The organism is Pseudoalteromonas sp. SiA1 (assembly GCF_018732205.1).
In the GTDB taxonomy this organism is placed as follows: domain Bacteria; phylum Pseudomonadota; class Gammaproteobacteria; order Enterobacterales; family Alteromonadaceae; genus Pseudoalteromonas; species Pseudoalteromonas tetraodonis.
On sequence record NZ_CP076084.1, the window covers coordinates 1532923 to 1555210 of the forward strand.

Genomic DNA, 22288 nt, shown 5'->3' on the forward strand with positions numbered 1-22288 from the left:
TATGCAGCAACTGTAACCAAACTACAGTTAGCTTTAGTATAAACCAATGACAACACTGAAATAAAAATGACACACACAATGAAAAAAAGATTTTACATACCCTTGCTGCTATTAAGCACATTAGTTGTGCAAGGCTGCAGTGATGATAATGAAAGCACGCAAGCAAAAACGGTTGTAAATAAGACAGAGCCTGTAAAGCCAGTTGTTTATCAAGTGTTTACTCGTTTATTTGGTAATACGCAAACAGCTAATATTCCGTGGGGTACTAAAGAGCAAAATGGCGTGGGTAAGTTTGCTGATTTTAACGATGCTGCGCTTAAAGGTATTAAAGAGTTGGGTACTACGCATGTGTGGTATACCGGCGTTTTACATCATGCCTTAGTGGGTGATTACACCGAATATGGTATTAGTCAGGATGATCCAGATGTGGTTAAAGGGCGTGCAGGCTCGCCCTATGCAATTAAAGATTATTACGATGTAAATCCTGATTTGGCGGTAAATGTAACGAACAGAATCGAAGAGTTTAGCGCGCTTATTGAACGTACCCACGATCATGATATGAAAGTGATAATAGACATTGTGCCCAATCACGTTGCACGTGATTACCACTCAACGGCTAAGCCTAATGGCGTTAAAGACTTTGGTGAACAAGACGATACCAGCAAAGACTATGATGTTAATAATAACTTTTATTATGTACCTGGTGAGTCATTTCAAGTGCCTTCGAGCGACAGTTATCAAGTGCTTGGCGGAAATTCTCATCCCTTAGCTGATGGTAAATTTAATGAAACACCGGCTAAATGGACAGGAAACGGTGCACGCTCTCCACAGCCTGATATAAACGACTGGTACGAAACAGTAAAAGTAAACTACGGCGTTAAACCCGATGGTAGCCTAGATTTTCCAACTTTACCTAAGGCGCTAGAACACCAAGACTACCGCGCTCATTACGCCTTTTGGCAAGATAAAGAGTTACCTAATAGCTGGTATAAATTTAGAAATATTGCGCTTTATTGGTTAGATAAAGGCGTGGATGGCTTTCGCTATGATATGGCTGAAATGGTGCCGGTTGAATTTTGGAGCTTTTTAAATTCATCGATAAAAATGCATAAACCCGATGCGTTTTTACTTGCAGAAGTGTACAACCCATTGATGTACCGAACTTATATTCACCAAGGTAAAATGGATTACTTGTATGACAAAGTAGGCTTTTACGACACCTTAAAAGCCATAATGCAAGGCAAGCAAGCCGCAAGTAGTATTTTTAATGCTCAGCAAAAAGTGGCTGACATAGAGCAACATATGCTGCACTTTTTAGAAAACCATGACGAGCAACGTATCGCAAGTCCTGATTTTGCCGGCGATGCCGCATTGGGCAAGCCAGCAATGCTGGTCTCTCACCTAATCAGTCGCTCGCCAAGCTTGCTTTATTTTGGTCAAGATGTCGGTGAAGATGGCTCAGAAAACGCGGGGTTTGGTAGCCCGACTCGCACCAGTATTTTTGACTATATTGGTGTTCCTGCTCACCAAGCGTGGATGAACAACGGTAAATTTGATGGCGGTCAGTTAACAACTGAACAAGCGCAATTACGCCAATATTACATTTCAATTATGGCACTTAACGATTTACCAGCGATTGTTGCCGGCGATATGGCACCCTTGTTGGTAACAGGCAGTAATAGAGTGGTAGGTTTTGTACGCACCCTAGGACAGCAATCATTATGGGTGCTGAGTAACTTTAGTCAGCAAGCGCAAACAGTCACTATTACGCTCACGCCCAATCAAGCAACAATGCTCAAACCAAACTCAACGCTTTACGATCTATTAGAGTCGCATAACGGTATTTTGGTGAGCGATGAGAAACAAAATACAACCTTTACGCTGACCCTTGATGCACTCAGTAGTGCCGTTTTAACAAATAAGGCTGACCATGAATTATAATAACAAACCAACCTTAAGCTTTTGGCAAATATGGAACATGTGCTTTGGCTTTTTAGGCATTCAATTTGGCTTTGCACTGCAAAACGGTAACGTAAGTCGGATTTTTCAAACCCTTGGGGCGAATGTAGACGATATTCCTATTTTGTGGGTAGCAGCACCACTTACCGGTTTAATTGTACAGCCAATTATTGGTTATTGGAGTGATAAGACGTGGGGCAAATTAGGTCGCCGTCGTCCGTTTTTTTTATACGGCGCTATTTTAACCACATTATCGTTATTTATTATGCCAAACTCACCAACACTTTGGATTGCAGCGGGCATGTTATGGATCATGGATGCATCGATTAACGTCACCATGGAACCATTTCGCGCCCTTGTAGGCGATAACCTACCAAACAAACAGCGTGCTACTGGCTATGCAATGCAAAGCTTTTTTATAGGCGTAGGCGCCGTGGTTGCTTCTGCACTCCCTTGGATGATGACGAACTGGTTTGATATTGCCAACACCGCCGCTGCAGGGCAAATTCCTGATTCAGTAAAGTACTCATTTTACTTTGGTGCAGTTGTATTGCTGGTCGCAGTAGGCTGGACAATTATAACCACCAAAGAATATTCACCTGAAGAATTGGCCGCATTTAATCAACAAGAGCAAGCTAAAGTCGAACAGACGGTTTGTGCACAAATTAACTTTAGTAAAGGCGGCAGTGTATTTACCGTGTTAGGGCTTGCCGTACTTGGTTTAGTCACGGGATTAAACCTAGAAAAAGAGCTGTACCTATTAGCAGCTGGCTTAGTGAGTTTTGGCGTTATTCAATTTATTGCAGCCGCACTACAGGCAAAAAACCACACCAGCGGTGGCTTTTACCAAGTCGTTAACGATGTATTCACCATGCCAGAGGCGATGAAACAACTTGCTTGGGTACAGTTTTTTAGCTGGTTTGCCTTATTTGCCATGTGGATTTACACCACCTCAGCGGTAACCAGTTTTCATTATGGTAGCAGTGACACAAGTTCAGCGGCGTATAACAATGGTGCAGACTGGGTGGGTATTTTATTTGCGGCTTACAACGGTTTTGCTGCATTGGCGGCTTTATGTATCCCGATCATCGTTAAGCGTGTTGGTTTAAAACTAGCGCATGCACTTAACCTTATTTTAGGTGCCTTAGGTTTAGCGAGCTTTATGTTTATAAAAGATCCGAGCTTACTTATTTGGCCAATGATAGGTATTGGTTTTGCGTGGGCGTCTATATTGTCGTTGCCTTACGCCATGTTAAGTACCTCAGTACCGAGTCATAAAATGGGTGTGTATATGGGAATATTTAACTTTTTTATTGTGATCCCACAATTATTAGCCGCCAGTGTACTTGGCCTGATACTCCGTCACTTTTTCCAAAATCAACCTATTTACGCATTGATGCTAGGTGCTGTGTCTTTTGTACTTGCAGCGGTTGCTGTACTGCGTGTTAAACAGTCTTAATTTAAGGGGCTAAAATGAAAAAATATAATCTAATTACCGCGACAATATTGGCCGCAGGCCTTGTAGGTTGTGGTGTGCAAAATACGCAAACCAGTGCAGTAGCGCAAACATCAGTGAGTGCGCCAGGCGCACCAGGCGAAGCCCCATTTTGGGCATACGCAGGCAAAACTGGGATAGGCACGTCTTTTGAGCAATACCAAAATGGCCATTACAGTAACGAAGCACCTACAGGTAAAGTGTCAAAAGTATGGTTTTCGATTGCCAAAGGGATGATCACCGAAACCATGTTCGGGCTTATTCATCAAGCGCAAATTAAAGACATGCAATTTGTTGTAGTCGGAAAAGATTTTACAGTCACTGAAGCTGACGATTTAGACGTTACCATTGATTACTTATACAAAGACGATAAAGGCCGCCCGTTATCATTAGCATACAAAGTAGTAAGCAAAGATAAGCAAGGTCGCTTTAGCCTCGAAAAACATATATTTACCGATCCAGACGGTCAAAGCTTATTTGTACGCAGTATTTTTAATACCCAGCTTGACGGTGTAAAAGCATATGTAACAGTTAACCCGTATATAAACAACAACGGCTTAGATGACTTTGCAAAAACCACCGAGCAAGGGTTGGTAGCGTGGCAGGGCGATAATTATTTGTCATTGCAAGGTGCAAAGCCATTTAAACAAACAAGTGTCGGTTTTACGGGCGTGAGTGATGGTTTAAGCCAGCTTAAAACAACTCAGCAGCTTACCCGTGTTTATAAAACTACCGGTGAACAATCGGGGAATGTTAGTTTATTAGCAGAGCTAGGTGAAATTGGTAAAAACAGTCAATTCGATTTAAGCCTAAGCTTTGGCAACAACCAGCAAGCAAGCTTTAAAGAAGGCCACGCTACGCTAGCCAAAGGTTACCAAGCTGTGCTTGATAATTACAATGGTGAAGGCGAAGCCCTTGGTTGGCAAGACTACCTGCAAAGCCTTGCACCACTGACTAGCATGAGCGAGCAAACCGCTGATAACGGTAAATTACTTTATACCAGTGCTATGGTGTTAAAAGCCCAAGAAGACAAAACCCATGCCGGGGCACTTATTGCCTCTTTATCTAACCCATGGGGCGAAACCGTATCGGCGAAAACGGGCTCGACTGGTTATAAAGCAGTATGGGTACGCGACTTTTATCAAGTTGCCATGGCATTTATGGCAATGGGCGATACCGCAACAGCCAAAACCGCATTTGAATACCTTGAAAAAGTACAAGTAAACAGCAAAACCCCGGGCAACAAAGGCGACACAGGGTGGTTTTTACAAAAAACACACGTAGATGGCGAACTTGAATGGGTAGGCGTACAGCTAGACCAAACAGCAATGCCACTCATGCTAGCGTGGAAGCTTCATCAAGCTGGTGTATTAAGTGATGCTGAGCTAACTGATTGGTATACCCGCATGTTAAAACCGGCCGCTGACTTTTTGGTAGACGGTGGGCGCGCTAAAATCCGATGGAACGACATGCAAATAACCCCACCTGCGACTCAACAAGAACGTTGGGAAGAGCAAGAAGGGTATTCGCCATCAACCACCGCTGCTGTTGTTGCCGGTTTAATTACCGCCGCTGATATTGCAAAAATGGCAGGAGATGAGGTGAATGCTAAACGCTACCTTGCAACGGCAAAAAGTTACAACGCCGATATAGAAAGCATGATGTTTACCACCGCAGGTAATTTAGAATCAAACGCTTCAGACGGCGAGTATTTTATTCGTATTGGCCAAGACAAAGACGCCAATTCAAATACTAAAATTAACGCTAATAATGGCCGTGAAGGCTTTAATAAAAAGCAAATTCTCGATGGTGGATTTTTAGAGCTCGTTCGCTATGGCGTTCGTGATGCGCTAGCGCCTAGCATAGTAAAAACACTCCCAGAATATGATGATGAAACCCTAACCGATAACCTACAAGTAAAATACAGCTTTGAGTTTACTGACGGCAGCGGCACATTTGCAGGCTACCGCCGCTATGGTAACGACGGATACGGTGAAGACGAAGTAACGGGCGCTAATTACGCTGAAGGTGGAAAAAACAGCCCAGGGCAACGTGGGCGAGTTTGGCCATTTTTTACCGGTGAACGTGGTCATTACGAAATTGCCGCCGCAAATGCCAATAACAGTTTAGATGCAACAAAACAGCAGGCTATTAAAAATAGCTATGTAAAAGGGCTAGAGCAATTTGCCAACCAAGGCATGATGCTACCTGAACAAGTATGGGATGGTGTAGGCATTAATAAAACGGGTTACACGTTAGGCGAGGGTACAAACTCGGCCACACCACTGGCGTGGACGCATGCTGAATACGTGAAGCTAGTGCGCTCACTAAGCGACAAACAAGTATGGGATCATTATCCGGTGGTAACTAAAGCACTAAAATAACCACAAACTATCCGCAGTTCAGGTTAATTAACATAGCCGTAGTAAAATACGGCTATGTTATTTATTACAATAATAACGAGGCTGAAATGAAAACATTTACCTTGAGCGCATTAGCATTAGCAATCATGCTAACAGGCTGCCAAAGCGCACCATCATTAAATAACAACACGAATAACACCGAAACATCGCAATTAAATACTAAACAACAAGCAAGCCCGTGGTGGGAAAGCGCCATTTTTTACCAAATTTGGCCACGCAGCTTTTACGATAGCGATGCTGATGGTCATGGCGACTTTAACGGTATGACCCAAAAGCTCCCGTATTTACAAGAGCTCGGCGTAAATGCACTGTGGTTAACCCCCATGTTTGAAGCACCGTCGTATCATGGCTATGATTTTACTGAATTTTACCAAGTAGAAAACGACTACGGCAGCATGGCCGAGTTTGAAGCCTTTATAAAAGCCGCTGATGATAAAGGCATGAAAGTCATACTTGATTTAGTTATAAACCATATATCAAGTAACCATGAATGGTTTCAGCGTTCAGCAAAACAAGAAGCCCCTTATGCTGATTACTTTATTTGGCGCGACGATATGCCAAAAGCCGGAAGTGGCTGGGGGCATGCTTGGAGTAATAACGACCAACCCGACGCAGTATGGCATTGGAATGAAACACGTCAGCAGTATTACTATGGTGCGTTTGGAGCGAGCCAACCAGACTTGAATTTACGCCACCCTGATGTTGTTGCCGAAATGGAAAAAATGGCTAAGTTTTGGCTTGATAAAGGCGTTGCAGGGTTTAGATTAGACGCAGTACGTTTTGCAATGGAAGGTGGCGCAGATGCGCAAGCCGATACCGACGAAACCATTGCATATTGGCAGCACTTTAACCAATACGTAAAAAGCGTTGATCCAGAGGCATATTTAGTGGGTGAAGCTTGGGCAGACATTCCCGTTGCAGCAAAATACTTTGGCGAAGGTAAAGGCCTCGATCAAGGCTTTGATTTTGAAGTGGGCTATAAAATACTGGGCTTATTAAAACCCGATGCCAGTGGTGAAGCGCAATTTGGCACCATGCAATCTAATCAAAAAATCAACGCAGTTGATGCCAATGTGCTCAAACAAAATTTACAACAGCGTATTGATTCAAATGCACCGCTTGATTTTTTTGCACCGTTTTTAACTAATCACGACCAAGAACGTATCGCTTATCAACTTGCAGAGCACGACGATAAAGCAAAACTTGCTGCCGCCATGTTATTTAGCTCTCCTGGTACGCCGTATATTTATTACGGTGAAGAGATAGGCTTAACACAAGGTGGCACAGGTCACGATGTGTATAAACGTGCGCCTATGCAATGGGACAACAGCAATCAAGCCGGTTTTACCAAAGCTAAAACGAGCTGGGTTGAACAAAGTGAATTATTTGGTAAAGACTTTACAAGCTGGTGGCCTGAATTTTTAGCCGAGCAGCTTAGCGCAGGTGATCGCAATGTTAAAGTACAGCAAGCACAATCTGACTCACTGTGGCGTTTATATCAGCACTTAATCGTACTAAAAAAACAGCGCCCAGAGCTGGGTATTAAAGGCAGTTATGAATTAACGCAACACGACAACGGCCTAGTTGAAATAACCCGCGAGTTAAACGGCAGTAAAAGTATGTTTATTCTTAATTTAACCGCTAACCCGCAAAGCATCAGCGGTATAAAACGTCAGGGGTTAACGCCTAGCTGGCAACACGACCTCAATGACGAGCAACTCGCAGCTTATGGTTTGTTGTTACTGAATAACACACTGTAAATAAAACACACACAAAAGGGGCTAACATACGTTAGCCCCTTTAGGTAAAAGTGCTTTTATTGCATTCCCTCCAAGTTATAGCTCATTTTAATGAATCATAAGTAGCTTAACTTCTTCTTACGTCATGGCGCTTATCATGAAAATCACTATAAGATGCAATCCATCACAGGTAGGTATTTACGGTACGTAATGAATACTGATGTACCAACATAGATTCAGCGATGTAATTTAAAAATGGGAGGCGCGTTTTCATGTCATTACCAATGTCGGTGGCTGTATAAACATACAGTGTGGTTGTTTTTCTCTCATATTCAAGAAAATGAGCGATGAGCGCATTTTCTTCTTTGTAATTATATTTAGTAGCAAGAAATAATTATAGCTAGCAATGAGTTAAGTTATTTGTTAAAAAGTAATTAATGAATATATTAGCGTGCGTTGGCAGAAATATACGCGACGAGCGCACTATAAAATTGTTAGTTTTCACGGAAGAATTTCGCATATGAATGAAAATTTGAGAAATAATACACAATGGATTACTAATATTTTAACAAGTATTGGTGTGATAGCAGCTATAGCTTTCTCTTTTTACAACTCTCAATACAAGCCTAACGAAGCTAATTTACAGATATCAGAATCATATCTAAAAGAGTATAGAAAAGTAGTTGCATATAATGGCGGTCAAGGTTTGTGTTTAGATTTCTCGCTGCATTTCCCTAAAGCATTAAAATCAGCTTTGCTATTTTCAAATTACGAAGAAACATCACTTACAAATGTTGAAGTAGCATGTGATCAAAAAAATACTTGTACATCTGCAATTCCGAGAATAAAAACTACTACGTTAGCAGCAGAGTGCAAAAACGGTGTTTGTACTTCATTTGTTGGGGTACTTAAGCCAAATGAGTCTGTTGCCTTTTTATTTGCAAACTTGCCTAGCAATGAAGTCAGTGTTTCTTGTGTCGATCAGCAAGTGTACAGTGAAAACTAACAAAGCGCTTAAGCCTCTCCCTTCGGTCGCTGGGACGCCTATACGCGGGGCGGCTTCGCCATTATGCCTCACGTATCGGCGCCCCTTAGCTTAAAGTTAAGCTGCTTTTTAAGTATGAGGTTTAACTTAATTGAAAGTTTATAAATACCTGCCGTTTTCGAGCGGATCCAAATGCATTTTGACTGACGGGACTATGAAGTTTAGTCATCATTCGGAGTTTAACGATCCATTTGATTGTAAAACTGTATACGATATCGAAAAGTCCATAGCGTACTTAAAATCTCGTCCCGATTTATTTAAAGAGGCGGGAAGACGATTAAAACTCTCTCCTGCTCAAAGATTAAGTAAAAGAAAGCAAATGGAGCATGGTATAAAACGTTCATTGAAGAGCGGTGAATTTCGTGACGGAGTAATTGGAGAAGTTGGAATATGCTGTTTGACTAAAAAGCCAGATAATATATTAATGTGGTCACATTATGCTGAGAATCATGAAGGTTTTGTCGTTGAATTCACCGTTGATGATAGCCCTCAAAATATCTACATGAATAATGTTGAAGAGCTACTTTTTGGTTGGGATGTTGAGTATACCAAAGACATGCCGATAATTACTGCTGGAGAGAGGGGTTTTAACGCCGTCAAAGATGTGTTTCTTATGAAGTCACCGGACTGGAGTTACGAAGCGGAGTATCGAGTTTTATCGATGAAAAAAGTGCAGGGATTCATGCTTTTGACCAGAAGCGAATTTCTAAGGTCATAGCGGGAGTTAAGATGCCTGAGCAAGCATTTGAAGAACTCAATGAACTCGTCAATCAATTGAATGACAAAATTGGTGGTAATGTGGAGTTAGTAAGAGCAAAAATGTCTAAAACAGAATATCGCATCCTAGCAGCTTAACAAACGCTTCAACCGGACAGTCAACGCTCGGCGGCTTTAATTACCAGCAGTTAGCTTTGGTGATTATGGCGTGCTAATTCGAGTTTTGTGGTGGCGTTGTCTGCTAGTTAAGAGGGCGTTAGGTATAAAAGGTTCGGCATAAACTAATAAATATAATGAATAAAATAAATCTTAAAAATAAATTTTCTATATCTGAAAGTCTACTTTACTTCGAAGGAACGATTATCCCTTTTGAAGAAATAGAGTTTTGCAAATGTATTGGAATCGGAGCTAACGGTATTGTGTTTGAAGCTAAGGATATCAACTTAGATCGAAAGATAGCCGTTAAATTCTGGAACAACAGAGGGCGTAGTGATTTCAAGAAAGCCCAAAATGAGGCCAAAAAGCTCGCATCAGTAGATCACCCATATTTTGCAAAAATATTTTCATCTGGAGTCAAATCAGGTTTGTTCTATATCACTATGGAATTTGTAAATGGAGTAAATCTTAAAGAATACCTTTTTAAAGAACCAATAACTATACTTCAAAGGTTTGATCTTTATTGGCGCTACTCAAACGCACTCGATGCGATTTATAAAAATGAAATTTTACATGGAGATCCTCATACTGGGAATGTAATGGTATATGAAAGTAGTTTTCAAACTCCTAAACCTATAAGTTCTAAAAACTCAAACCCTGATGCTTTACCTATTAATTTAGGTTTCAAAGTACTGGATTTAGGTTCTAGTTCTTTTTGGGAAGACCGTGAGAAATTTACCACATTGGATTGATTAACATGTGTAACTATTTTATGCCTAACACATATGAGCCTTAACTCTGTCAATAGGCATTAGTGTTCTTTTTGACCGTTTTATCAATTGACGGTCAATTCTAAATCAATAAACAAATTCGTTTACTTCGTCTGTCGATGCGGCTAATAAGCAAGTTGCTTACGGCAAACACATCTAGGGTGCGTTACGCAGTAATTTCTTATTGCGATCTCATCGCAGCCAGGTTTTTCCCATATCCTTTTGGGGTAGCTGGGGCACTAGACATTTATCGGTTAACCTCATCATGGCACTATTCAAGGCGGCTAGTTTCATCATTGTGATCCAGTTAGTTAGGTGCATAACGCAGTTATCAAGTCAGGTGTAAGCGACTTTGTTTATTGTATTAATGCACGCGTACTGAGGGTCTAATCAAGGCAAGTGGCTTTGGTCTGTAGGCATATAATCAGGTTAAACCTTGTTGGTAATTAACTCACCCAATTGATTGATGCTCAGCCTTATATCCAGATAGATGTTCAGCTCACTCAGTACCGTGACTAACTCTTTAAGAATTTTGCTTCATCGAATACCGTCTCTTTTTTAAGCATATAATAGACGCAGCGCCAAGCTTATGTGCAAGCGCAGACAGTGCTTTGGCTTTGCTCATTCGCTTTTGTAGTTTTTCAAGGTATTTGTTGGCGTTTTGATTGTGACGCAGCAGCAATACAGCGGCTTCGGAGAACGCCCATTTCAGCTGTGCATTGCCAATTTTGTTACCTTGGGTGCCATAGGTTTTACCAGTAGATTCCGTTTTTAGTTTTACAAGTCAGCATAAAGCGTGAGCCTTTGTGCGCCAAGAAATCGATTGATATTTCTAATTTCATAAATAGTTCGTCTTGTTATTAAATTAACGATTTATTGCGTGATGGGTGTGTGAAGTATTAAAAAGATAAAACTTATCACAACAAATTGTTATTGAGATGGTTGCCTTTCGATTAGCTACTTGGTTTATTTGTTTTAACATTATTAACATCATTAACATTATTAACATCATTAACATTATTAGCATTATTAACATTATTAACATTATTAACATAAAAAGGTTATATTCAGTCATCTTCTAATAGTAAAGGGGCAAAATTAGCCCCTTTAATTTTTAAAAGAATTAACTTTTGGGTTTTTAGTTATTTAAGACTACATTTATTATCAAACCATGATAATAACTCAGTGTAGAATTCTTTTTTATGTGCATAGAAAAGTGAATCCGAGAAATGGTCAGCATCTTCTAGCTCTATATATTTAAAGTCTTTTTTATACTTTTCCAGCTCAGAAACAAAATCACGACTATGTTTAATTGGTACTCTACTGTCGATATCACCGTGAATAATCAATATAGGAACATTTACTTTATCAACTTGTTCTACAGGAGATACACCAGAAATAGTAGGGCGTTGTAAAATACTTAAAAATCGGTTTTCGTTTAAAGTTGCATTAATTCGACTTAGATCACTAACCCCAGCACCTGCAACAACGCATTGATAAATATTATTTTCACGCATAGAAGCTGCAAAAGCGGCATATCCGCCATAACTCCAACCAAATAGCGCGAGTTTATCTTTTGTAGCTAAGCCTTTTTCGACTAAATACTGTGCGGCATCGTCAAGATCATCTTGTTTCTTAAGACCCCAATTATTATCGCCTGCTATCCAATGCTCAAGCCCATAGCCAGTTGAACCACGATAATTTGGTTGAATTACTACATAACCATGATAAGCGAGCAGCTGAGCCCAATCATCAAAAATAATAGAGTCACGAACCCAAGGTCCACCATGTGGTAAGACAACCGCAGGGTGAGGGCCCTTAGTTGCAGGAATTGTCACATAAGCTTTTATATTTCGCCCATCTCTTGCTTTATAAGAGATATATTTAACAGTTCCTAACTTACTTTTATCAATAAAAGGAAGTCTATCACCAATTTTGGTTAATTTTTGTTTATTTGTCACTATGTAGTAGCTACCAGGATTATCATCAGCAGACACATTTAAAACAAGAACATTATCGTCATCAGAACGACTCATGATTCGAACAAATTTACCTTTGAATAATGAGGCAATAGACTCTTGTAATGCTTGAGCATTGGGATCTATGTAGTAATTTTTAGGTTGTTTGGTGGTGTAGCGAAAGCCCTTAATAGTACCGTCAGAATCAAGTATTACCCCATCAGTATCAACAGATTCAAGGCCAAATTGCCGAGTTGAATATTTAGCCGTTTTAATATTGTAGATATAAATACCGGTGGTGTTTTCTCCTAGATTAGCATTGATATAAACTTCATCAGGGTTGTCTTTTGTGAAGCCTAGTATCTCAAAGTTTTCACGCTTTTTGGGACTAACCTGTTTAATAACTTTCCAATCATCATCACCTTTAACACGCGCATAATGATCTATTGCATTGTCGGATTTATTCCAACCTTGTGCAATTCTGATATCACCATCGTAATCAGAAACAAATGATCCAGATATTTTTTCATTACCACGCATGATAGTAACGCTTCTACCTGTATTTATATTAAAGCGAACTACATCAGGGATGTAATTATTATTAATATCTACTTCGACTAAGACTTCATCTTTGTTGTCTGGGAGCCGATTTATTATTTGAAATTGAACATTTCGTTTGTCTTTAAAAGGTAATAACCAATCACCTTTGCCATCAGCATCTGTAATTGCAAACTTATTAACCCAATATTTCCTGTTTCCGTCTTCCAATATCTGCCTAAACATAACGCCAATTTTTTCGTCGTTTAACCATATGATAGAAGAGATGAGCATTTTATCTGCACCTAATCTAACCGGATCTTTTTCTAGGTTATTAGGATCTCTAATTTCTATTATGTAATCACCATCTTTTGTTGTTGCTCTTAATATGGCAAGGTTTTTACCATTTGGTGATGTGACAACACTTCTTATAGCTGAAGCCATAGAAAATGCATCAATACTCGAAATTTGCTCTGTTGCCTCAACTTGTTTATTAGCATAAGAATTCAAGCTTAGAACAGATAAACCTAATAATATTATTTTCTTTAATTTCATTTTATTCCCTCAAAAAAATGGCCTAAAAAGTAGGCCATTTAAACTAAGTAATTAGGTAGTTACTTGTATTAGAATGAAGCTGTGAAGCTAATATAAGGGCTTCGGCCTGAAGTGTCATAACCAACACCTAATGGGATATTAGTATTAGAGAAAGAACCACTTGGATCTACTTTTGGTGGAGCCTCATTAAATACGTTGCGAACACCAAAATTAACTTTATAAGCATCGTTAGACCATGTTAAGCCCACATTGTGAACAAAATAGTCATCGGTAAAGCCTACAGGACGACACTTAAGTGCATCTCCGTTTGCATCGGTTAAGCCACGACAACCAGCAGTACCTTCTTCAAATTCACCTAAGTCATCTTCATCTTCGCGGCCTTTTCCAATGAAGCGAGTTTCCCAGTTAAATCTAAAATCAGAATACTTAAGTTGAAGACGAGCAGAACCACGCCACTCAGGTGAGTCAGGCTCGCCCATATTATCATCTATAGTACCGAGTACATCGTATACTTGTTCAGTCATGCGCGTAGCTTGTAAGTCTAATGTAATACCTAAGTTTTCTTCTGCTATTACAGTGTCCGTTTCAAAGTAAACATTGTAATCAAAGCCTTTAGAAGAAATTAAGCCAATATTAATAAAGCTAGCATCAACCATATCAATCTGACCGTTAGAATCTCGGCCAATTCTATTACAGAATGCTTCGTTTCCGTCGGCAGAGTAACATTGACCGATACTATAACCAGCACTTGGCTCTGCTATGCTATTTGTAACTTCAATATCAAAACGAGTAAGTGAGAATGTTAAATCAAACTCTTCAGAAAATGGTTGTTCAAAGATTAGACCATACGTTTTTGCAACGGATGTTTCTGGCGTAAGTTCTGTTGTGCCACCTGTTTCTATTTCTGCACTGTAAGTTGCAGTGTAAGAGTCTGTACCATTTTGGCCTAAACCTAATGATGTAGGATCAACACCAGATGCTTGACACGCATTCAAGACAGATGTGTCGCGAGTTTCTTCGGCTGCATTATATGTTGCTGCTGAACCAGGGTTTAATGGATCAATATTTCGTGCATCTTCAGGTACAACACAAGGATCTGCAATTGTATTAAAGCCCGATGTACCATTTAAAAAGCGTTCACGAAGGTTTGGAGCTCTATAAGAAGTCCCTTTTGTTGCTCGAAGCGTAAACCATTCAACAGGACGGTAGATTGTTTTTATGCTGTATGTTGATTCTGCATCATAAAAAGATTCTTCAGAAACACGGCCTGAAGCGGTGAATGTAAGTTCTTCTGCACCTTTAACACCTTTAAGTAATGGAAATTCAAACTCTGTGAAGATTTCTTTAAGATTTCGAGAGCCATCAGCGCCTTGGTCAGCAAAGTAACCCCAAAGCAAGCCTTCAGCAGTTGCTGCATTTGGATTTGATTCAATTTCGTCACGACGGAATTCAACACCAACGATGCCGGCTACGGTCTCATTATTCCAAGGTAAATTGAAGAAGTCTCCACCCATAAATGCATTAAAGACAAACTGATTTACTTTTGTTTCGATATCACGATCGATAAATAAGTATGCAGCTTCCTCTGGTGATAATGTACCACCACCTTCTTGGAAGATACTATCAGCAAATAAGTTAACTGGCACACAGCCATCTGAACCTGTTCCACAGGTAATTGTCCCATCGTCATTAAGTACTGATGTTTCTAAAGAGTAAATAAGACGCTCTTCGTTGATACCAACACGATGGTCGGTTCCTTTCGAAGCACTATAAGATGCTGATGCATCATAATACCAGTTATTTAAGCCAATGTTTTCAAACATGCCTAAGTTACCAGTAACACCCGATACGAGACGATATTGCGATACTTCTACCTGTGTTTGATCACGGTCGCCACGAATATTAATAATTGGCTGTACAGCTTCTGGACCACCAGGGCCTACACCTAGAACACCAAAACAATCTATTCCGTTAACGCCACAAGGGTTATATGGGTTAGATGCTGCAACTTGTTGAAATATCTGAGCTCCAGGGCTAAATATTGGAGACTCACGTTTTGCATATAAACCTTCGTAATAGAAGGTTGTATCATTATCATCTTGGAAGTTATACTCACCATTAAGCATTAATGATACGCGTTCATTTTTGCTTCTGTAATCACCGCTTTTGTAGTAATCAGACTGTTGGAAAGCATATAGAGGGTTTTGAAAGTCAACATCACGGAAACCGTCACCATCTCCGTCAACAAATACACCATCATTAATACCATCACCATCAAAGTCACCTGCAACCCATGATGGGAAAAACCCTTCAAGACTCGCAGGAACTGTTGATTCACTGAAGTTAGGAATCCCTGTGTTTGTAAAACCTGGGGTGTAATAAACACTACCAAAGAACGATGGGACACTAATACGATTTGTAAGAGGGAAAATATCACATGAATCTTCACCGCTAGCAACAGGACCATAACCACTATTTCTAGTAATGATTGAGCCATCTTCAGCTTCCCATATACGTTCTTCACAGCCTTTAACAAAAGGGTTTCCAGATAAAGATTGTGATTGCTGCTCTGAATATTCTACACCTACAGTGATAAAACCATTATCCATGGTTGTACCCCACATCCCTGAAAGTACGGTTTCTTCACCGCCTTCACCTTTAGGTTGTCGGTACGATGCATCAAATGTAAATCCTTCAACATCTTTTTTCAAAATAACGTTTGCTACACCGGCTACGGCATCAGAACCATATACAGTAGAGGCGCCGTCAAATAAGTTTTCAACTCGTTCAACCATAACGCCTGGTATTAAATTTAGATCAGGTGACGTTGGAGCGCCACCCACACCAGCAGGAGCCATACGACGTCCGTTAATTAAAACGAGAGTTCTTTCAGCACCTAAGCCACGAAAACCTATAGTTGCGGCACCTGGACCATTGTCTAATACAAACCCGCCAAATGTGTTATCAATTTGCGTACCTGCTGCTTGGCTAGTTGATTGTAGCATTGAGCCCGCATCAAACAGTCCCATTTCACGCGATAAGTCACCGTTTATGATTTGAATTGGAGATGCATTAGAAAACTCAGCTTTTCTTATTCGTGAACCAGTTACTACAATTCTTTCTGGCGCTTCTTCTTCTAATTCTACATCAGATTTTTTTTCATCTTGCGCAAACACGCTGGGTGCTATAGCAACAGAACCAAGCAATAAAGAATATCTTATTGCATTTGATAAGGTTTTGGTTTTAAACATATTGAATTTCCCTAAGTATTGTTTTTATCTTTTTTAAGGTTACATTTTATTAATGAAGCCAAAACTAATTTACAATTAATATACATTTATGTAAACTTTTTTTTATTAACATATGTCCCTATTATTACAATAGTGAAATATTATTTTTTACAGGGTTGTAATTATGTTGCTATTTAATTAGTGGGGCATATTGAAATGCTTAAAAGTAATATATTAAATGCTCTCAGTTTTAATCTAAGCAATTTTTCAAGAATTTAATTTTTTACAAAACTCAAAATGTACAGTTTTAAACGACTAATTACGATTAAGGCTTTAAATTTGAGTTAATAAACCGAAGGCAAAGATTGGTAATTTTATACTTTTGAGTCAATTGATTGCATTAAAGAGCTTCAGATGAAAGAAGTACTTTGTGATTTCTTAAGAAGAATAGTTAAAATACAATTAAGTAGCCCTCATTTTGTTTGATAGGCACTTGATTTTAGATCAAGCTATAAATCAATATATACAACTTTACAGAGCTAGTCGAAAAGCTTAGATTTTAATGTTAACTCACAGAGTTGATTTACTTATTACTTTGGGAGGTCGAAGGTTAGATACATAGCATAACTCACCAATTTAATTTCTGTACTACGTACAACGATGTAAAACATTTGACATGTAAAGTACTAAATTATAAGTCTCAAACTAACAAGTCATAACACAACACTTAAAACATCATCATCAAAATACTTTAAATGTCTAACCGAAGATAAATAAAATCTTTGCACCTTACAGTCAGTAGGTGTTTAAAAAGCTTTAGGAGCTGGATTGGCTGATCAATCAGTTCTCAAACTTATAAAAAATAGTCTTATTGTATAAATACCATTGAAGACTCCATAAGTAGAAAAATAGTTATCGAAAAACATCTTGACATAATATGTCATGGTAGTTACTTTTAATACATAATATTAAAAGGAAAACTAAAATGGAAATTTGGAATTTATTTACTGCTTTTATTGTGCAATTAATCACCTTTTTTACTCAAGAAGTGGGCGTAAGCCAAGCGGTTGCAATTATTTTGTTTACCGTTATTGGACGATTAGTTTTAATGCCGATTAACCTTGTTGCTATGGTTAACATGGTTAGAAATAAAAAAGCAATTGCCGCACTAAAACCTGAGCTAGATAGCATAAAGAGCAACTATAAAGACCAGCCCAGTGAAATCGCAAAATTAACTATGGCGCTGTATAAAAAGCACAACATTAAGTTTATTGATAAAAAAAGTGTGATTAATATGGCAAGCCAAGGGGTATTTGGCCTTGGAACTTTTCAAGCTCTGCAACAAATTGTATTGAATAGTAAATTTGCTTGGATTACCAGTATTGCAAAGCCTGATATTGCGATTTCGTTATTAGTGGGGGCTATTATATATTTATCTATGATGATGATGCCAGGTAGCGCAGAACAAACCAGCACCTTATTGTTCCTAATTCCCGCAATTATTTGTGTGGTTACTCTCGTTAATTTTCCTTCTGCAATTGGTTTGTACTGGGCTACATCCAGTAGTACTAGCTTGTTGCAGTCATTATTAGTAAATAAGTATTTTAAAAACCATCAGCCGCAGCATCCTTTATAAAGGTCGCTAAACAAAGGAATGACGATAATGAATATGTGTTATCAGCCCACAGCCGATTTGATGGCATCGGCATTGTTAACCTACACCAACATGCGTGAATATTATGAGCAGTATGGCGTTGATTGGCAGCAACATAAAATATATGAACAAATAGTAAACCTTGAAAATTGGGATATTGTGGTAAATGGCGATGTAGTGGGTGTAATGCGCTTGGCTTTCGATGATAAGGGTTGCTATATACGTGACTTACAAGTAGATGCTGCGTTTCAAAATATGGGTATTGGTGCAGCAGCAATTAATGAGTGTGCTCGTTTAGCAGTGCTCCGAGGTGCTATGCAACTTAGGCTTCGGGTTTTTAAAATAAGCCCTGCGCACAAGCTTTACACACGTTCAGGTTTCAGCATAGATAAAGAAGACGACAGATTTTATTATATGTCTAAAAGCTTAGTTTAATAACTGTGACTTTTATTTTAAAAATCAATGTTGCTCAGTCACTGTAGATTAATATTCGCTCATTCAAACTGCTATCCCGACAATTTAATAAAATAGTTATGGATAGATTATGCGCTTTTATACAAACAAAACAGCCACATTGAGTGTTTGCTTTTTATTGCTTGGCACAGGTTTTATGCTGATAGAAAACAGTGTGTATCAATATGTTGATCATAATGGTGTTCTACATTAAAGCTTGTTTATGCCCTTGAGCATACTGTGTTTTGCTGTGGGAGTTCTTTTTGTGGTTAGTTTGTTAGCCCGAAAAGTATTCGGGCTATTTAAAAGTGCTAGGGCAGATGGGCATTAACCGCTGCTGTTATTACTCATTATTTAAGTTAGCGGGTTCTAATAAGTTAAATGTCGGTAAGCGCCATTTAAAGCGTACCGACGCCATACGAATTAAATAGCCTACTACTAAACTTGCAACTACGCTGATATTGTCATCAATGTTGTAGTGGTGCAGTGCTAAGTATAAACAAGCAACAATAAGCGCTACGCTTGCGTAAAGTTCATGATGAAGTACTAATGGCGCTTGTCGACAAATTAAATCACGCAACAGTCCACCAAATACACCTGTTACTATAGCTGCGACAACACAAATTCCATAGTGCAAACCCATATTTAGCCCAACTTGGCAGCCAATTATACTAAACGCTGCAAGCCCTAAGGCATCTAGACGCATGAATATGCCTTTAAATTTAACCACCCATTTGGCCAACCAAGTGGTTACAATACCCGCCACGCATGTGATCAGTAAATATTCTGGGTGTTTAACCCACGTTAACGGGTAATTGCCAAGTAAAATATCGCGTACGCTGCCACCCCCAATGGCTGTGGCACTGGCTACTAGCATAACCCCAAACCAATCCATGTTTCTGCGCCCAGCGCTGAGTGCACCGGTCATGGCTTCTGCTGTAATTCCGATGATGTAAACAATAGTGAGTAGCATGAAATAGTCACTTAAACTTTTAAGAGCAAAAATAAAAGTGCGATTGTAGAGATAAAATAGTGCATTGACGAGTGAAAAATTACATTAAAAACAGCTGCTTTCAGATTAAAAAAACTAATGTGATAGCGAGGTGTGAATAGCCTGTTAATGTAACGAGAGCGCCGGCTTTAGTATTGAAAGCAAAAAGGACAAATGACCGTAAAAATGCAATAAAGCCTGAATTAATTTAAGGTAAAAGAGCGCTGTTGCCTTTAATTTTGTTGCTTCTTAAAAGCGGTTTTATTGAATGTATTAACTTGAGCCACGCGCAATTAAACGCGGGGGCAGTAGGGTGCTTTGTACTTGCTCACCACGAATTAATTTGAGTAAGTTTTCAACTAACATTTGCCCCGCTATAGTGGTGTTTTGCTCTATGGTTGTCAGCGGCGGATTAATGTAACTGGCAATAGAAATATTATCAAAGCCTATTACGGCTACATCTTTTGGCACGTTAATATTGGCTTCTTTTAATGCCCGTATTGCGCCTATAGCAATCAGATCGCTGGCAGCAAAAAGTGCATTAAAAGTAATGTTATTAGCAATTAAAGAGCGAGTAGCATGGTAGCCAGATTCTTCGGTAGAAATTGCATTGGCAATTTTACGATCATTTAAGGTGACACCGTTTTGCTGTAGTTCGTCTTTAAAGCCATTAAAACGGGCAAAAAACTCAGGGCTGTGATCAGAGGCATCGCCAATAAATGCACAATCAGTTCGGTTATGCGCCAGTAAATGCTCAGCGGCAAGTTTACCACCGCCATAATTATCGCAACTTATGGTTAAATCAGGGCGGTTATCAACGCTTGCTCCCCAGCAAACAAATTTAGTGTTTTGTTCAAGCAAGGTATTAAATTTTGGTTGAAAATCAATGTAGTCGCCATAGCCTAATAAGATTATTCCATCTGCTCGATGGCTGTCTTCGTAGTCTGCTTGCCAATCAGCGCTGGCTGATTGAAATGAAACAAGTAGATCATAACCTTCTTTTGCGCAGGCACGGGTAATACTGCCCAGCATGGCTAAAAAAAACGGATTGATTTGTGATTCATCTGAGGTCGGGTCTTCAAACAACAGCAATGCTAGGGTACTGCTTTGTTGAGTGCGAAGGTTACTGGCGTTTTTGTCTACTTTGTAATTAAGTTTTTTAGCAATATCGTGAACACGTCTTCGAGTTTCGTCATTTACCAGTGGACTATTTCGTAAAGCACGGGAAACTGTAGATTGAGACACCCCAGCATAATGGGCTATATCAAACGAGGTGGCTTTACCTTTCATCACGATTACTTACTTAAGAGGACAATAAGGGGATATTCTCGTTTATTAGTGATTTTTTTCAAGCTTATTTGTCAATAAAGGCATTTTTTTATTGATTTTTTCATGACACCGGTGTCACAATAAGGGCGTTTTATCATTTTGTTGTCAAAACGTATTAGCTACCTTTATTATTAAAGGTAGCATTTTTTTACAGTGATAGCTGCTTTGAGGTGATAGCTCAAAGTAAATAAGTATCAATGATACCCCATTAAAATAATAAGTACTCATTACTTAAACAAAAGAGATAACACTATGGGTTTACACTCTAGCACACACTTTGATCCTATTCTGGTTGCCGATATTGGCGGCACAAATGCTCGTTTTGCGTTGATCACTGGCTTCGACGAATCAAGTAATCAATTTACCATTGAGCATAATCATACGTTTCCCAGTGCTAACTATGGATCGCTCGAAAGTGCTACCGAGTACTACTTATCAACAGTGTCTCATATAACCCCTAAACGCGCATGCCTTGCAGTAGCAGGCCCTATAAATGCAGGGCAAGTTCATTTAACTAATTTAGGTTGGCACTTTAGCGTTAATGATTTTAAACACCACTTTGACCTTGCTCAATTAAGCGTTATAAATGACTTTGCTGCTTTTGCCTACGCAGCACCGTATTTAGACCCTTCACAAAATGTCACTGTTAAACCTGGTCAAGCGGATGAGTCTGCCAATATAGGTGTAATGGGCCCAGGCACTGGTTTTGGTGCAGCGTGCTTAGTGAGAACGGCACATTCGTGCGCGGTGATGAGTTCAGAAGGCGGGCATATTTCGTTAGCAGCCGTTAATCAACTCGACGGTCAACTTATTCAAGAACTCAAAAAAGATCACCCTCATGTATCGGTAGAAACGGTATTTTCGGGCCCTGGCATTGCTCATTTGTATAAAGCCATGGCTGCGGTTAAAGGGGTGGCTGCAAAAAATTTAGATGCCGCACAAATTAGCAGCTTAGCCAATAGCGGTGAATGTGAAGTGTGTGATGCAACGCTTAATCAATTTTGTGACTGGATTGGCAGTGTTGCGGGCGATTTAGCATTGGCCTACGGCGCTTTAGGCGGCCTTTATATTGGCGGTGGAATTTTACCACGCATGCAAGCTCGTTTACTTGAAAGTCGTTTTATTGAGCGCTTTTCGCAAAAAGGTATTATGTCGCAGTACACAGGTCAAATTCCGGTGACGTTAGTAACACAAGACAACATCCCATTAATTGGAGCTGCCGCGTGTTTGCATACGAGCCAACAGGATTAATCGCTTTGCATAGGTTTGGAAATAAA

16 protein-coding genes and 1 pseudogene are annotated in these 22288 nt (G+C 39.5%); 12 read left to right on the forward strand and 5 right to left on the reverse strand.

All coding sequences use genetic code 11. The annotated features are described in order from the left end of the window. Positions 1-78: 78 nt before the first annotated feature. From KK487_RS07085 to KK487_RS07115, 8 genes are all read left to right on the forward strand, one after another. A complete protein-coding gene (locus KK487_RS07085) occupies positions 79-1941 on the forward strand; it encodes an alpha-amylase family protein (protein WP_029609931.1) in 1863 nt (620 codons plus the stop codon). After that, positions 1931-3418 (forward strand): MFS transporter, encoded by a 1488-nt coding sequence (locus tag KK487_RS07090; protein WP_096038407.1) that lies wholly within the window; start codon positions 1931-1933, stop codon positions 3416-3418. The genes KK487_RS07085 and KK487_RS07090 overlap by 11 nt, the downstream gene beginning before the upstream one ends. Before the next feature lie 14 nt (positions 3419-3432). After that, positions 3433-5838: a glycoside hydrolase family 15 protein gene (locus KK487_RS07095; RefSeq protein ID WP_138764083.1), complete on the forward strand. Its 2406-nt coding sequence runs from the start codon at positions 3433-3435 to the stop codon at positions 5836-5838. Positions 5839-5924: 86 nt separating this feature from the next. After that, complete coding sequence (locus KK487_RS07100) at positions 5925-7637, forward strand: alpha-amylase family glycosyl hydrolase (protein ID WP_138764084.1); 1713 nt, start codon at positions 5925-5927, stop codon at positions 7635-7637. Between the two features lie 499 nt (positions 7638-8136). Beyond that, complete coding sequence (locus KK487_RS07105) at positions 8137-8622, forward strand: hypothetical protein (protein ID WP_024601772.1); 486 nt, start codon at positions 8137-8139, stop codon at positions 8620-8622. Positions 8623-8815: 193 nt separating this feature from the next. Next, positions 8816-9379, forward strand: coding sequence for a DUF2971 domain-containing protein (locus KK487_RS07110; RefSeq protein WP_051894384.1), 564 nt, complete (start codon positions 8816-8818; stop codon positions 9377-9379). Positions 9380-9390: 11 nt separating this feature from the next. Continuing rightward, entirely contained in the window at positions 9391-9516 is a 126-nt protein-coding gene (locus KK487_RS18585) for a hypothetical protein (protein WP_268745519.1), read from the forward strand. Positions 9517-9671: 155 nt separating this feature from the next. Next, on the forward strand, positions 9672-10286 hold the full coding sequence (locus tag KK487_RS07115) for a protein kinase domain-containing protein (RefSeq protein WP_036956422.1): 615 nt from the start codon (positions 9672-9674) through the stop codon (positions 10284-10286). A gap of 533 nt (positions 10287-10819) precedes the next feature. Here the strand turns inward: KK487_RS07115 and KK487_RS07120 are convergent. From KK487_RS07120 to KK487_RS07130, 3 genes and pseudogenes are all read right to left on the reverse strand, one after another. Further along, a pseudogene (locus KK487_RS07120) lies at positions 10820-11150 on the reverse strand (transposase); the annotation flags it as partial. A gap of 296 nt (positions 11151-11446) precedes the next feature. Next, positions 11447-13354 (reverse strand): alpha/beta hydrolase family protein, encoded by a 1908-nt coding sequence (locus KK487_RS07125; protein ID WP_024601776.1) that lies wholly within the window; start codon positions 13352-13354, stop codon positions 11447-11449. A gap of 68 nt (positions 13355-13422) precedes the next feature. Beyond that, on the reverse strand, positions 13423-16605 hold the full coding sequence (locus KK487_RS07130; protein WP_024601777.1) for a TonB-dependent receptor domain-containing protein: 3183 nt from the start codon (positions 16603-16605) through the stop codon (positions 13423-13425). 964 nt (positions 16606-17569) lie between these two features. On the opposite strand from KK487_RS07130, the gene yidC reads away from it, so the two are divergent. From yidC to KK487_RS18590, 3 genes are all read left to right on the forward strand, one after another. Continuing rightward, on the forward strand, positions 17570-18220 hold the full coding sequence (yidC, locus tag KK487_RS07135; RefSeq protein ID WP_036956424.1) for a membrane protein insertase YidC: 651 nt from the start codon (positions 17570-17572) through the stop codon (positions 18218-18220). A gap of 27 nt (positions 18221-18247) precedes the next feature. Continuing rightward, on the forward strand, positions 18248-18673 hold the full coding sequence (locus tag KK487_RS07140; protein WP_013464817.1) for a GNAT family N-acetyltransferase: 426 nt from the start codon (positions 18248-18250) through the stop codon (positions 18671-18673). A 109-nt stretch (positions 18674-18782) separates the two neighbouring features. Continuing rightward, on the forward strand, positions 18783-18905 hold the full coding sequence (locus KK487_RS18590; RefSeq protein ID WP_268745520.1) for a hypothetical protein: 123 nt from the start codon (positions 18783-18785) through the stop codon (positions 18903-18905). A 129-nt stretch (positions 18906-19034) separates the two neighbouring features. Here KK487_RS18590 and KK487_RS07150 read toward each other — a convergent pair whose 3' ends face one another. Both KK487_RS07150 and KK487_RS07155 read right to left on the reverse strand, forming a co-directional pair. After that, positions 19035-19664 carry a trimeric intracellular cation channel family protein gene (locus tag KK487_RS07150; RefSeq protein ID WP_013464819.1) on the reverse strand — a complete coding sequence of 210 codons (630 nt, stop codon included), beginning with the start codon at positions 19662-19664 and terminating at the stop codon, positions 19035-19037. 291 nt (positions 19665-19955) lie between these two features. Further along, positions 19956-20972, reverse strand: coding sequence for a LacI family DNA-binding transcriptional regulator (locus tag KK487_RS07155; RefSeq protein ID WP_013464820.1), 1017 nt, complete (start codon positions 20970-20972; stop codon positions 19956-19958). Between the two features lie 291 nt (positions 20973-21263). Between KK487_RS07155 and glk the strand changes: the two genes are divergently transcribed. Further along, complete coding sequence (glk, locus tag KK487_RS07160; RefSeq protein WP_013464821.1) at positions 21264-22262, forward strand: glucokinase; 999 nt, start codon at positions 21264-21266, stop codon at positions 22260-22262. Positions 22263-22288 lie beyond the last annotated feature (26 nt).